Raw genomic sequence first — 14,135 nt, 5'->3', positions numbered from 1 at the left:
GGACGCACCACCCGCAGTCGGGAGGCACGGGGCAGCCCACCACGCGCCTCCCGTCCGCACCGTGCGCACCTCTTCACCCCGTGCGAGGTTCCAAGCACCGTGCGCCGCTACAAGCGCGCACCACGCGCGCAACCCCGCACCAGCCCACGCACCCCGCACCGTGCTGTGGACGCCACGCACAGGCGGACGGGAGGCACGACACCAGCCCACCACACGCCTCCCGACCGCACCGTGCGCACCTCTTCACCCCGTGCGAAGTTCCACGCACCGTGCGCCGCCACAAGCGCGCACCACGCGCGCAACCGCGCACCAGCCCACGCACCCCGCACCGTGCCGGTGCCAGCGCGCGCCGGCGCCTACCCCCGCGTCCGCGCCAACCGCCGGTTGAGCGCCCCGTTCAGCAGCGCGACGAGCAGCCCCACCGCGAACACGAGCGTCCCGAAGCACAGCACCTGCGGCGGCATCCCGGCCTTCGCGGCGCCGTAGACGAACAGCGGGAAGGTGACCGCGGGCCCGGCGACGAACGAGGTGATCACGTAGTCGTCGATCGACATGGCGAGCGCCAGCAACCCGGCGGCGAGCATGCCCGGCGCCAGCAGCGGCAGGGTGACGAGCCGGAAGGCCTGGAACGGTGTCGCCCCGAGGTCACCCGCGGCCTCCTCGAGTGCCCGCGATGTCCCCGCGATCCGCGCCCGCAGCACCACCACCACGTAGGCGACGTCGAACGCCACGTGCGTGATGAGCACGGTCAGGAACCCGGTGCCGAGCCCCACCGACAGGAAGAACGAGAGCGACGCGGAACCGACGACGATCGACGGCGCAGCGATGTCGGCGAACACGACGGTGTTCACGACACCGCGACCTGGGAACCGGTACCGCTCCAGCGCCAGCGCGAGGGGCAGCCCGATCGCGACGGAGATGATCGCGGCGAGGAACGCGACGAGCACCGAGGTGACGAACGCCGCCCCGAGCCCGGACACGTTCACCAGGTTCGCGTACCAGTAGGTCGTGAAACCGTTCCAGGCGAACGACAGCCGGTTGGTGGGGGCGTCGTTGAACGAGTACACGATCATGTAGACGATCGGCACCAGGGTGATCGCGATCGTCACCCAGTACACGATGGCGAGCCAGGGCCCCCGACGGTTCACCCCGTGACGACGCGGACGGCCGGCGACGGAACCGGTCACGGGCGAGGCCGGAGCGGCGGCGGATCGGGACGGTGCGACGGCGGTCATACGAGGTCCTCGAGGTCGTCGGTGCCGGAGACGCGGGCGTAGATGAACAGGATGATGCCGAGCACGACCATGAGCACGGTCGACAGGGCCGCGGCGACGTTGTACTGCTGGTTGCCGGAGTAGGCGTCCTGGATCGCCTGACCGATCGTGTACGTGTTCGTGCCGCCGAGCAGGGCCGAGTTCACCGGGTCGCCGACGCTGTCGATGAAGACGAGCAGCACCCCGGCGAAGATGCCCGAGCGGGACAGCGGCAGCGTGGTGTGCCAGAACGCCCGGAACTTGCCGGCGTACAGGTCGTTGGCGGCCTCGCCGAGTCGTGGGTCGATGCGCTCGAGGGCGGCGTAGATCGGCAGGACCATGAAGGCCAGGTCGTTGTAGGCGTCACCGAAGATCACTGCGCCCCCGGTGCCGAGGATGTGGAAGTCCTTGCCGGCCAGCCCGAGCGCCTGCAGCGTCGTGACGACGGGCCCCTGCGACGCCAGCACGAACGCCCACATGTCGGTCCGGATGATGAACGACACCAGGAAGCTGATGAACACGAGCATGAGCAGCGGGTTCTTCCACCGCGGGGAGACCCGGAACGCGATGAAGTACGCCACCGGGTACCCGACGACGATGCAGGCGATCGTGGCGGCGGCGCCGTACCAGAGCGACCGGAGCAGGAACGTCAGGTAGGGCACCTGCGGGTCGACGAACAGCGAGCCGTAGATCCCGAAGTTCCAGGTGAACGTGTAGCCGTCGTCCGGGTTGCCGGTCATGAGCGAGACGATCAGCCCGGACACCAGCGGGATGACGAAGAACACACAGAGGTACGCGGTGCCGACGAGCGCCAGGAAGAACGGTGTGCTCCGACGGCGTCCCCGCCGCACCGGCACGGAACCGGACGGACCGGCGGAACCACCGGGACCACCGGGACCGAGCCCCGGCGCCACCCCGACCGCGCTCACGACTGCACCACCGCGTTGAAGATGCCGTTCCACTCCGAGTACTCGTCGTAGTTCTCGAACACCCGGAACTCGTGCGACTGCTCCAGCACGTCGGCAGAGGGGAACACGAGCGGGCTGTCCGCCACGGTGGCGTCGTCGAGTTCGTCCCGCACGTAGTCCTCGGCAGCGGGCACCGGGCAGACGTAGTTGACCCAGTCCTCGACGATCCCGGCGATCTTCGGCGTGTAGTAGAAGTTCATCCACTCGAGCGCCGACACCGGGTTCTCGGCCTGCCGTGGGATGAGCATGTTGTCGTGCCAGGTCATCTGCCCCTCTTCCGGCGTGACGAACTCCAGGTCGGGGAACCCGGACTGCTGCGCCTGGAACACGTCGCCCGACCACGCCTGGGTGATCCAGGTGTCGCCGTTCTCCAACCGGTTGATGTAGCTCTGGTCGTAGAAGCCGGTGACGCTCGGCCGCAGTTCGCGCAGCCAGGCCTGGGCCTTCCGCCAGTCGGCGGGCGTCGAGGTCTCCGGGTCGATGCCGAGCGCGAGCAGTCCGAGCGACCCGAGTTCGGTGTTGTCGCTCATCAGCCCGATCCGGCCCTTGAACGCCGGGTCCTGCAGGTCCTTGAGCGAGGTGATCTTCCGCCCGGTGTACTTCGGGTTGTAGGCGAGCCCGGTGAACCCGGTCTGCCACACGACGGAGTGCTTGTTGCCCGGGTCGTAGATGGGGTCCTTGACGGAGTCCGAGGCGTTCGCGGCGAAGTTCGGCAACCGCGAGTGGTCGAGCTCGCACACGAACCCGTTCTTGATCATCTGGGTCAGCTCGAACCCGTTCGTCATGACGACGAGGTCGTAGCCGGTCGCACCGTGCGCCCGCAGGATCGGTGAGACGGTCGCGTAGAAGGTCGCGTTGTCCTGGATCACCGCCTGGTAGTCGACCGCGATGCCGGTCTCCTTCTTGAACAGCGCCAGGGACTCGGACTTGCCGTGGTCGGAGTCGATGTACAGCGGCCAGTTCGCGAAGTTCAGGGTGCCGGTCGCCTTCGCGTCCTTCCAGAACGCTGCCCAGTCGACGGTGTCCTCGGCGCCGGCGGCCGCGGAGCCCTTGATGCTGCAACCGGTGAGCAGGGCGGCCAGCGCGGCGGCCCCGCCGCCGGCCAGCAGGCCGCGTCGGCTGACGCGAGCCGACGTCAGCCCGCGCAGCAGGTCCGGACCGGGCACCGCGCCGGTCACGCGAGCGATCCTGCCGTGGCGGGGACGGCCTGGAGGCCCGGGTCGTCCTGGGTGGTGACGGTCGCGTCGGACGCGGGGTGCGCCTCCAGACCGAAACCGTGGTCGACGCCCCACGTCAGCCAGACCTCGGTACCGGTCGCGATCCGCGGCCCGCCCTTCGAGTTCTGCGCGAACACCGAGACGCGACCGGCACCCGGCACGTCGACCAGGTACTGGGTGCTGACGCCGGAGAACGAGACGTCCACGACGCGACCCGGGCCGAGGATGTTCCGTCCGGCCTCGGGGGTCGGTTCGGCGGTGCGGATCTTGAGCTTCTCGGGCCGGACGCCGACGACGACGCGACCGGTCGTGGCGACGGCTCGGTCGGCCGGCACGGCGACCGAACCGGCCGCGGTCGCGACGACGAGCAGGCCGGCATCGGTGCCGCGCACCTCGCCCTCGAGCAGGTTCGACTGGCCGAGGAAGTTCGCGACGAACGCCGTGCGCGGCAGCTCGTACAGGTCCTGCGGGCTGCCCATCTGCTCGATCCGACCGCCGTTCATGACGGCGACCGTGTCGGCCATCGTCATCGCCTCTTCCTGGTCGTGGGTGACGTGCAGGAACGTGAGCCCGACCTCGGCCTGGATCGTCTTCAGCTCGAGCTGCATCTGGTGGCGGAGCTTCAGGTCGAGGGCGCCGAGGGGCTCGTCGAGCAGCAGCAGGGCCGGCCGGTTCACGATCGCTCGGGCCAGGGCGACGCGCTGCTGCATGCCACCGGAGAGCTGGGCGGGCCGCTTCGACGCCGACCCCTCGAGCTCGACGAGCCGCAGCGCTTCCGTGGCCTTCGTCATCGGGTCCGGGATCCGGCGCCGCTTCAGCCCGAACGCGACGTTGTCGAGCACGCTCATGTGCGGGAAGAGCGCGTAGTTCTGGAACACCGTGTTGACGGGCCGCTGGTACGGCTTCGTCTCCGTGACGTCCTGGCCGCCGATGGTGATGGTGCCGCTCGTGGGTTCCTCGAGCCCGGCGACGAGCCGCAGGGTCGTCGTCTTGCCGCAGCCCGACGGACCGAGCAACGCGAAGAACGAGCCGGCGGGCACCGTCAGGTCGAGGCTGTCCACCGCGGTGTGGCCGGGGAAGGACTTCGTGATCTGGTCGAGCCGGAGATCGGCTCCCGATTCGGCGAACGTTCCGGTCATTGCCATGGTGCCTCCAGGGGGTGGTCGGCCTCAGCCGATGTAGGACATGACGTGCTTGATGCGGGTGTAGTCGTCGAAGCCGTACTGGGACAGGTCCTTGCCGTACCCGCTGTGCTTGAACCCGCCGTGCGGCATCTCGGCGACGATCGGGATGTGCGTGTTGATCCACACGCAGCCGAAGTCCAGGTCGCGGGCGAAGCGCATTGCCCGGGAGTGGTCGGTGGTCCACACCGAGCTGGCCAGGCCGTACTCGACGCCGTTCGCCCACGTCAGGGCCTGCTGTTCCGTCGAGAACCGCTGCACGGTCTGCACCGGGCCGAAGATCTCCTGCTGCACGGCCCGGTCGTCCTGGCGCAGGCCGGCGACGATAGTGGCCTCGTGGAAGTACCCGCGGTCGCCCTGTCGTGCGCCGCCGAGCTCGATCGTCGCGTGGTCGGGCAGCGTGTCCAGGAACGACTGCACGTGCGCGAGCTGGTTCGCGTTGTTGACGGGGCCGTAGTGACCGTCCGACCCGGTTCTCGCGTTGAGCCGTGCCTCTGCTGCGAGCGCCGCCACGAACTCGTCGTGGATGCCGTCCTGCACGAGCAGCCGGGTGGCGGCGGTGCAGTCCTGTCCGGCGTTGAAGAACCCGGCGGCGACGATGCCGGCCACCGCCGAGGGGATGTCCGCGTCGTCGAACACGATCACGGGTGCCTTGCCGCCGAGCTCCAGGTGGGTGCGCTTGAGGTCACCCGCGGCGGCACGGGCGACTTCCATGCCGGCGCGGACGGAGCCGGTGATGGACACGAGCTGCGGGGTGGGGTGGTCGACCATCGCGGCGCCGGTGGTGCGGTCCCCCACGACGACGTTCAGGACCCCCGGCGGCAGGAACTCGGCGGCGACCTCGGCGAGCAGCAGGGTCGACAGGGGCGTCGTGTCGCTCGGCTTGAGCACGGTGGTGTTCCCCGCGGCGAGCGCCGGCGCGAACTTCCACACCGCCATGTTGAGCGGGTAGTTCCAGGGGGTGACCTGGGCGACGACGCCGATGGGCTCACGCCGGACGAACGAGGTGTGGTCGGCCAGGTACTCGCCGGCGCTCCGGCCCTCGAGGTTCCTGGCGGCCCCGGCGAAGAAGCGGATCTGGTCGACGGACAGCAGGATCTCGTCCTCGACCAGGGTGGCGCGGGGCTTCCCGGTGTCGAGCGACTCGAGGTCGGCGAACTCCGACGCCCGCTGCTCCATCGCGTCGGCGATCCGGAACAGGGCGAGCTGCCGTTCGCCGGGGGTGGTGCGGCGCCAGGTCTCGAACGCGGTCGCGGCCGCACCGAAGGCGGCGTCGACGTCGGCGGGGGTGGACACCGGGGACGTGCCGTAGACGTGCTCGTCGGTCGGGTCGACCAGGTCGAACGTGGTGTCGGCGGTCGACTCGACCCAGGTACCACCGACGAAGTTCCGCAGGACCCGGGTGTCGGTGTCCGCCGTCGCCGTGCTCTGTGCGTCCAGCATGGCGGTGATACTGACACGGATTCCGGCGGTGCGGAAGAAGGATCCGGAGGTTGTGGAGAACTGTAACAACGGAAATCGTCGCGAAACACGGAGTTCACAACGGAATCCCTTGCGCACCCCGAACCGCGCTGCCATGCTGTCCGGCATGGCGGCAGCACCACGACGTCCGGGACCGATCGACGACACCTCGAAGCGGATCATCGAACAACTCCAGGCGGACGGGCGCCGCCCGTACGGCGAGATCGGCAAGGCCGTCGGTCTCAGTGAAGCGGCGGTCCGGCAGCGTGTGCAGAAGCTGACCGAGACCGGCGTCATGCAGATCGTCGCGGTCACCGACCCGATGCAACTGGGCTTCCACCGCCAGGCGATGATCGGCATCCGGGTCAGCGGCGACACCCGAACCGTCGCCGATGCCCTGGAGCAGCTGCCGGCGGTCGACTACCTCGTGATGACCGCCGGCAGCTTCGACCTGATGGTCGAGGTCGTGTGCGAGGACGACGACGACCTGATCGAACTGCTCAACGGCACCATCCGGGCCATCCCGGGCGTCGCCGGCACCGAGACCTTCGTCTACCTGCAACTCCGCAAACAGCTCTACGACTGGGGAACGCGATGACCATCTCCGAACAGGCCACAGGCCGGACCACGACGGGCCCGGCCGCTCGCCTCCACTCCTACGACCCGTTCGCACCGGTCGACGACGCCGACCTGCAGCGGAAGTCCCGGGACCACCTGTGGATGCACTTCGCCCGGCACGGTGCGAACCAGGCCGGTGCCGACGTGCCGATCATGGTGCGCGGCGAGGGCCACCACGTCTACGACAGCCACGGCAAGGAGTACATCGACGGGCTGTCCGGCCTGTTCGTCGTCGCCGCCGGGCACGGGCGGAAGCGCCTGGCCGAGATGGCCGCGAAGCAGGCGGAGACGCTGAGCTTCTTCCCGATCTGGTCGTACGCGCACCCCGCCGCGATCGAGCTCGCCGACCGGCTGGCCGAGCACGCCCCCGGTGACCTCAACAAGGTCTTCTACTCCACGGGCGGCGGCGAGGCGGTGGAGACCGCCTTCAAGCTCGCGAAGTACTACTGGAAGCTCCAGGGCAAGCCGATGAAGCACAAGGTGATCTCCCGTGCGGTCGCCTACCACGGCACCCCGCAGGGCGCCCTGGCGATCACCGGCATCCCGGCGATGAAGGAGATGTTCGAGCCCCTCACCCCCGGCGGCTTCCGGGTGCCGAACACGAACTCGTACCGCGCCGAGGAGATGGGCTTCCCCGGGGGTACCGAGGAGCAGTTCGGCTTCTGGGCGGCGGAACGGATCCGCGAGATGATCGAGTTCGAGGGCCCCGACACCGTCGCCGCGGTGTTCCTCGAGCCGGTGCAGAACTCCGGCGGCTGCTTCACCCCGCCGCCCGGGTACTTCCAGCGGGTGCGCGAGATCTGCGACGAGTACGACGTGCTGCTCGTCTCGGACGAGGTCATCTGCGCCTTCGGCCGGATCGGCACGATGTTCGCCTGCGACACCTACGGCTTCGTGCCGGACATGATCACGTGCGCCAAGGCGATGACCTCCGGGTACTCCCCGATCGGCGCGACGATCATCAGCGACCGGCTGTTCGAGCCGTTCTCCAAGGGGGACACGACCTTCTACCACGGCTACACGTTCGGCGGGCACCCGGTGTCGGCCGCCGTCGCGATGGAGAACCTCGACATCTTCGAGGAAGAGGGGCTGCTCGCCAACGTGCAGCAGAACGCCCCGCTCTTCCGCGCCGAGCTCGACACCCTGCTCGACCTGCCGATCGTCGGGGACGTCCGCGGTGACGGCTACTTCTACGGCATCGAGCTCGTCAAGGACAAGGCCACCAAGACGACCTTCGACGACGACGAGTCCGAGCGGCTGCTGCGCGGGTTCCTGTCGAAGGCACTCTTCGACGCGGGGCTGTACTGCCGTGCGGACGACCGCGGTGACCCCGTCGTGCAGCTCGCACCGCCGCTGACCATCGGGCAGCCGGAGTTCCGCGAGATGACGTCGATCCTGCGCAGTGTCCTGTCCGAGGCCTGGACGAAGATCTGACCGTGGGCGGCTACCGGGGCGTCTCGTTCTGGCTCGACCAGCTCGCGTCCACCGGACGCGACGACCTGACGCCCCGGCCGCCGCTCGACGGCGACACGACGGCCGACGTCGCGATCGTGGGCGGTGGACTGACGGGTCTCTGGACCGCGTGGTACCTGCACCAGGCCGACCCGGGCCTCCAGATCGTCGTCCTGGAACGCGAGATCGCCGGCTTCGGCGCGTCCGGTCGGAACGGCGGCTGGTGCTCGGCGCTGTTCCCACGGTCCGCCTCCGCGATCGCCGAAGAGCACGGGCGGGACGCCGCGCTGGCGCTCCGGGCCGCCATGCGCGACACCGTCGACGAGGTCGGCCGCGCAGCGGCCGAAGCCGAGGTCGACTGCGACTACGTGAAGGGCGGGACCGTCCTCTACGCACGCTCCGCCGTGCAGGAACGCGCCGCCCACGACGAGGTCGCGTCCTCTGCGACATGGGGCGACGACATGGAGTGGCGGGCCGCTCGACCGGGTGACGCCGCCGGATCGGCGGGGGTCGCCTGGACCCCGGACTGCGCGCGCGTGCAGCCCGCCGCGTTGGTGCGTGGCCTCGCGGCCGCCCTGGAGGCCCGTGGCGTCCGGATCGCCGAGCACACGCCCGTCTCGTCCTGGGATCGCGGGCGTGTGGTCACGTCGCGCGGCACCGTCACGGCAGGTGCCGTGGTGATCGCGGTCGAGGGCTACGGCGCCCAGCTGGAGCAGACGAAGCGGCGGATCCTGCCGCTGTACTCGCTCATGATCGCGACGGCCCCGCTGCCGGCGTCCGCGTGGGAGCGCATCGGGCTCGAGCACGGGCAGACGTTCTCCGACTACCGGCACCTGCTCGTGTACGGGCAGCGCACGGCCGACGACCGGCTGGCGTTCGGCGGTCGCGGAGCCCGCTACCACTGGGGATCCTCGATCACGCCCGGGTACGACCGGGTGCCGCGGGTGTTCGAGCACCTGCGGAGGGCCCTGGTCGACCTGTTCCCCGTCGTCGCGGACGCCCCGGTCACCCACACGTGGGGCGGCCCGCTCGGGGTGCCGCGCGACTGGTGCGCCTCGGTGACCTGGGACGGACACGTCGGCAGCGCCGGCGGGTACGTCGGGGACGGTCTGTCGACGACGAACCTGGCCGGACGGACCCTCGCCGACCTCCTGCGTGGGGAGTCGACGGCACTGACCGCGCTGCCGTGGGTGAACCACCGATCGCCCGACTGGGAGCCCGAGCCGCTGCGGTTCTTCGGCGCGAACGCGGGACTCGTCGCGACCGACCTGGCCGACCGCGAGGAAGCACTGACCGGGCGGCCGAGTCTGGCCGCTCGGCTCATGGCACCACTGACCGGAGGGCACTGATGGCTGCCGGTCTCGACGCCGACGTCGTGGTCGTCGGGGCGGGGGTCGCCGGGCTCGCCGCCGCCCGGGCGCTCGCACTGGGCGGGCAGCGGGTCGTCGTGCTCGAGGCCCGCGACCGGATCGGCGGGCGCACCTGGACCGACTCGTCACTCGGGGTTCCGGTCGACCTCGGTGCCTCGTGGATCCACGGGGTCGACGGCAACCCGCTCTGGGCCCTGGCGTCGGCGTTCGGGTTCGACACGGTGGAGTTCACGGTCGGCAGCTTCCAGTTCGACGGCCGGCCGATCGCCTGGCACGACCCGTCCGGCGCCGCTCTCTCCGCCGAGGACACGTCGGCGTTCGTCGCGGACCTGCACACCGTCGACGCGGCGCTCGATGCCGTCGTCGCGCACGCTCCCCCGCCCTCGACCTACGCGGCCGCCGTCGACACCGTGCTCCGTTCGCTGCGGTGGCAGGGCGACCGAGCGGCGCGCGTCCGCGAGTACACAGCCCACCGCTCCGAGGACCTCTGCGGTGCCCCGGTGACCGTCCTCGACGCGCACGGACTCGACGAGGAGCACGTCCCCGGTGACGAGGTGGTGTTCCCCGGCGGCTACGCCCAGTACGCCCGCGCGCTGGCCGAGGGTCTCGACGCCCGGCTGTCGTCGGTCGTGCGGTCGGTGACCCAGGCCGGCGACTCGGTGACCGTGGGGCTCGCCGACGGCACCACCGTCGCCGCCCCGCAGGTGGTCGTCACCGTGCCACTCGGGGTGCTGCAGGCCGGCGACGTGGTCTTCGACCCGCCCCTGTCCACGCCGGTGACCGGAGCGCTCGACCGGCTCGGGATGGGCACCTACGACAAGGTGTTCCTGCGGTTCCCCACACGGTTCTGGGGCGACTCGTGGGTGGTCCGGCAGCAGGGGTCCGCCGGCGTCGACTGGCACTCCTGGTACGACATGTCCCGGGTGACCGGTGCGCCGGTGCTCGCCGCCCTGGTCGGTGGCGCCGGAGCCCGTCGGCTCGAGACCCTGCCGGACGCCATGGTCGTCGACGAGGGGGTGGTGGCGCTGCGGAAGATGTTCGGCGCGTCCGTCCCCCGGCCCGAGGCGTTCCGGATCACCCGGTGGGCCGAGGACCCGTTCTCGCGGGGCTCGTACTCGTACCTGCACGTCGGGGCGTCACCCGACGACCACGACCTGCTCGGCACCCCGTCCGGCCGGGTGCAGCTCGCCGGCGAGGCCACCTGGAGCGACGACCCGGCGACCGTGCACGGTGCGCTGCTGTCCGGGCTGCGGGCAGCCGGACGGTTGCTCGGCACCCAGGTCGAGCCGCTCTCGCTCGCCGACCCGCTGTCCAGGCCCTGAGCGCCACACCCCCTCGGGTGTCGGCCCGTGCGACACTCGCTCCGTGACCCTGACGAGGACCCGACCGCGACACGAACACCGGGCACCGGTCGCCGTCGCGGTCCTGGTGAACCTGGCGCTGAGCCTGTTCCTGCCCGACGAGGTGCTGTTCTTCCCGTCGTGGGTGGTGCCCGTCCTGGGCGTCCTGCTGCTCGCCCCGCTCATCGTCTTCAACCCGCGGCGTCTGACGCGCGAGACCACGTGGTCACGGTGGCTGTCGTTCGCACTGGCGGCTCTGCTCACCGTCGCCAGCCAGCTCACCGTCATCCGGACCATCACCGAGCTGCTCGGCGGCCACGCGGACGGTGCGGCCGTGCTGCTCACCGCGCTGCAGGTCTGGGTGAGCACGATCATCGTGTTCGGGCTCGTCTACTGGGAGCTCGACCGCGGGGGTCCGGTGGCACGGCGTCGCCCCGAACTGTGGTCGACGGCCGAGGCGGACTTCCAGTTCCCGCAGGAGACCGACCCGAAGACCGCGGACTGGCGGCCGGTCTACCTCGACTACCTCTACGTGGCGATGACGAACATGATGGCGTTCAGCCCGACGGACACGATGCCGATGACCGTCCGGGCGAAGATGATCATGGCCTACCAGGCGCTCAGCGGGTTCATCCTGCTGGCGCTGGTCATCTCGCGCGCGGTCAACATCATCAGCTGACCCACCCGACGGGCACCCCGCGCGAGATGCGCGGGGTGCCCTGGGGCTCAGCCCTTGCGCCACAGCTCGACCAGGAACCGGGCCACGGTCACGAGCAAGCTCGCGATCCCCAGCCACGGCACCGGACGGCCGCGACGCGGTTCGGTGTCGTTCGACATCGGACCACCTTCGTGTCAGCGCCGGCGGACACGAGAAGTGCAGGCCGAGGGATGCAACTCGCTCGACGAGCGCGTTACACTGGCTCCGAGTTTCAGGCTCGGGACCCAGTTCGTCCCTCGTTCTCCACTCGGAGGACAAATCGAAGCCCACCACTGTTGCTGCAGTGGTGGGCTTCTTCTCTGCCCGGGCCCACGTCCCGGCGACGACACGAACCCGGAACCAGCATACTGATATTCGACGACCAAGCCGGGGTCTTGCTTCAATTGACCGCGTGATCAACAATGGCGGCATGGACGTCGTCACCACACCCTCGCTCCCGTCGCCGCTGCACGCCGACACCGGCGCACCCCGCCGGTCCCTCCGCGTCGCCCTCGTCCAGATGCGGTGGCTCCCCGACCCGGACGAGCACCTGGCCCAGCTCGCCGACGGCATCGCGACCGCCGCAGCGCACGGAGCCACCGCGGTGTTCCTGCCCGAACTCACGCTGCGCCGCTACCCCGGCGACACCCCGGCGAGCGGGACCCCGAAGGACCTCGCCGAGTCGCTGCAGGACGGTCCGACCGTCACCTTCGCCCGTGCCCAGGCGATCGAGCACGGGGTGTTCGTGCACGCCTCGCTGTACGAGCGACCGGACGACGACGACCAGCCCGACGACCCCCGCGGCTACAACACCGCCGTCCTCCTCGCCCCCGACGGCACCCTGGTCGGCCGGACCCGGAAGACCCACATCCCGATCAGCGCCGGCTACCACGAGGACACGTACTTCCGCCCGGGGACCGACGACGATGCCTTCCCGGTGTACGAGCCCGCCGGACTCGGCGCGCGCCTCGGGCTGCCGACCTGCTGGGACGAGTGGTTCCCCGAGGTGGCCCGGTCCTACGGCCTCGCCGGGTCCGAGGTGCTCGTGTACCCGACGGCGATCGGCTCCGAACCGACCTTCCCCGACTTCGACACCGCGCCGATCTGGCAGCGGGTGATCGTGGCGAACGGCATCACCGCCGGACAGTTCATGGTCGTGCCGAACCGGTGGGGCGACGAGGGCGACATCACCTTCTACGGCTCATCCTTCATCTCGGACCCGTTCGGCCGCGTGCTCGTCGAGGCTCCCCGTGACGCGAGCGTGGTGCTCGTCGCCGACCTCGACCTCGACGCCCGGACGGAGTGGCTCCGACTGTTCCCCTTCTACGTGACCCGGCGCCCCGACCTGTACGCCGGACTCGTCGAACCCGTGGACGAGGAACGCCACGCGTACGGCGCACGCGACGCGATCGACGCAGCCCTGGCCGTGGAACCGGCCACCACCGGACGCGGGGCGCGCGCATGACGTGGGTGATGCCTCCCGAGACGGCTCCGCAGGAACGCACGTGGATGGCGTTCCCGCGCCCCGGCCTGACGCTCGGCGACGACGCGGCGAGCGCCGACGCCGCGCGTCTGGCATGGGCGACCACGGCCAACACGATCAGCGAGCACCAGCCGGTCACCGTCGTCGTGGACCCGGTCGCACGGGCGGATGCCGGTCGCCTGCTGTCGTCCGGCGTGGACGTGCTCGAGGCGCCGCTCGACGACTTCTGGATGCGCGACATCGGCCCGACGTTCGTCGTCGACGACGACACCGGGCGACTCGGCGCAGTCGACTGGGTCTTCAACGGCTGGGGCGCGAACCCGTGGTCGACCTGGACGCGTGACGCCGAGGTCGCCGCCACGGTCGCCGGTGCTGCGGGAGCCACGCGGATCCCGTCGTTGCTCGTCAACGAGGGCGGGGCGATCCACGTCGACGGCGCCGGCACCGTGCTCGTGACGGAGACGGTGCAGCTCGACCCGCGCCGGAACCCGTACGCCGACCGGGAGCGCGTCGAGCTGGAGCTGGCGCGCACGATCGGCGCCACACGGGTGATCTGGCTGCCCCGCGGTCTGACGCGCGACTACGACGGCTTCGGCACCCGGGGCCACGTCGACATGGTGGCGACCTTCGCCGACCCGGGCACGGTCCTGCTGCACGCCCAGCCGGATGCGGGCCACCCGGACCACCTGGTGATGCCCCAGATCCGGCGAGCGCTCGAGCAGGCGACCGACGCGACGATCATCGAGTTGCCGGCCCCGTCGACGCTGTCGGACGACGGTGGACCGGTGGACTGGAACTACGTGAACCACGTCGTGGTGAACGACGCCGTGATCGCCTGCGCCTTCGGCGACCCGGTCGCTGACGACCGCGCCAGGGGCATCCTCGCCGAGGCGTACCCGGGCCGACGGGTCCGCTCGATCGACGCGAGACAGGTGTTCGCGCGGGGTGGTGGGCTGCACTGCATCACGCAGCAGCAACCGGTGGCCTGAACCACCGCCGCGGTGTACAGCGGGTGCCGCTCACCTGTACACCGCGGCCGGTCCGCCCACTGCCGACCCGTCGGTATGGTGCTCCGAACTGATCCGGGCGACGCTG

12 protein-coding genes are annotated in these 14,135 nt (G+C 70.5%); 7 read left to right on the top strand and 5 right to left on the bottom strand.

The window, feature by feature from the left end; genetic code table 11:
* Positions 1-356 precede the first annotated feature (356 nt).
* From DEJ11_RS00225 to DEJ11_RS00205, 5 genes are read right to left on the bottom strand one after another with little or no spacing between them, the layout of a single operon-like run.
* Positions 357-1,235 carry an ABC transporter permease gene (locus DEJ11_RS00225; protein ID WP_027466954.1) on the bottom strand — a complete coding sequence of 293 codons (879 nt, stop codon included), beginning with the start codon at positions 1,233-1,235 and terminating at the stop codon, positions 357-359.
* On the bottom strand, positions 1,232-2,182 hold the full coding sequence (locus DEJ11_RS00220; protein ID WP_111102808.1) for an ABC transporter permease: 951 nt from the start codon (positions 2,180-2,182) through the stop codon (positions 1,232-1,234). Before DEJ11_RS00220 ends, DEJ11_RS00225 begins: the two co-directional genes overlap by 4 nt.
* Complete coding sequence (locus DEJ11_RS00215) at positions 2,179-3,399, bottom strand: ABC transporter substrate-binding protein (protein WP_220034107.1); 1,221 nt, start codon at positions 3,397-3,399, stop codon at positions 2,179-2,181. The genes DEJ11_RS00220 and DEJ11_RS00215 overlap by 4 nt, the downstream gene beginning before the upstream one ends.
* Positions 3,396-4,577 (bottom strand): ABC transporter ATP-binding protein, encoded by a 1,182-nt coding sequence (locus DEJ11_RS00210; protein WP_502866904.1) that lies wholly within the window; start codon positions 4,575-4,577, stop codon positions 3,396-3,398. Before DEJ11_RS00210 ends, DEJ11_RS00215 begins: the two co-directional genes overlap by 4 nt.
* 30 nt (positions 4,578-4,607) lie before the next feature.
* Positions 4,608-6,062: an aminobutyraldehyde dehydrogenase gene (locus DEJ11_RS00205; RefSeq protein WP_111102805.1), complete on the bottom strand. Its 1,455-nt coding sequence runs from the start codon at positions 6,060-6,062 to the stop codon at positions 4,608-4,610.
* 133 nt (positions 6,063-6,195) lie between these two features.
* Here DEJ11_RS00205 and DEJ11_RS00200 point away from each other — a divergent pair, with 133 nt between their 5' ends.
* The 7 genes from DEJ11_RS00200 (at position 6,196) to DEJ11_RS00170 (ending at position 14,029) form a co-directional block, all read left to right on the top strand.
* The gene (locus DEJ11_RS00200; RefSeq protein WP_035809531.1) at positions 6,196-6,678 is read left to right on the top strand and encodes an Lrp/AsnC family transcriptional regulator; all 483 of its coding nucleotides are present in this window, start codon (positions 6,196-6,198) and stop codon (positions 6,676-6,678) included.
* Positions 6,675-8,132: an aspartate aminotransferase family protein gene (locus tag DEJ11_RS00195; protein WP_084740608.1), complete on the top strand. Its 1,458-nt coding sequence runs from the start codon at positions 6,675-6,677 to the stop codon at positions 8,130-8,132. The genes DEJ11_RS00200 and DEJ11_RS00195 overlap by 4 nt, the downstream gene beginning before the upstream one ends.
* 2 nt (positions 8,133-8,134) lie before the next feature.
* On the top strand, positions 8,135-9,499 hold the full coding sequence (locus DEJ11_RS00190; protein ID WP_111102804.1) for an NAD(P)/FAD-dependent oxidoreductase: 1,365 nt from the start codon (positions 8,135-8,137) through the stop codon (positions 9,497-9,499).
* A complete protein-coding gene (locus DEJ11_RS00185) occupies positions 9,499-10,842 on the top strand; it encodes a flavin monoamine oxidase family protein (RefSeq protein ID WP_111102802.1) in 1,344 nt (447 codons plus the stop codon). Before DEJ11_RS00190 ends, DEJ11_RS00185 begins: the two co-directional genes overlap by 1 nt.
* Positions 10,843-10,885: 43 nt before the next feature.
* A complete protein-coding gene (locus DEJ11_RS00180; RefSeq protein WP_111102801.1) occupies positions 10,886-11,539 on the top strand; it encodes a DUF1345 domain-containing protein in 654 nt (217 codons plus the stop codon).
* A 448-nt stretch (positions 11,540-11,987) separates the two neighbouring features.
* Positions 11,988-13,022, top strand: a complete 1,035-nt coding sequence (locus tag DEJ11_RS00175; RefSeq protein ID WP_111102800.1) for a nitrilase-related carbon-nitrogen hydrolase — start codon at positions 11,988-11,990, stop codon at positions 13,020-13,022.
* Positions 13,019-14,029, top strand: coding sequence for an agmatine deiminase family protein (locus DEJ11_RS00170; RefSeq protein WP_111102798.1), 1,011 nt, complete (start codon positions 13,019-13,021; stop codon positions 14,027-14,029). The genes DEJ11_RS00175 and DEJ11_RS00170 overlap by 4 nt, the downstream gene beginning before the upstream one ends.
* Positions 14,030-14,135: the final 106 nt, after the last annotated feature.

It is taken from the genome of Curtobacterium sp. MCLR17_058, assembly GCF_003234705.2.
In the GTDB taxonomy this organism is placed as follows: domain Bacteria; phylum Actinomycetota; class Actinomycetes; order Actinomycetales; family Microbacteriaceae; genus Curtobacterium; species Curtobacterium flaccumfaciens.
The sequence above is the reverse complement of the archived record's forward strand: the minus strand, read 5'-3'. Positions and strand labels throughout refer to the sequence as shown.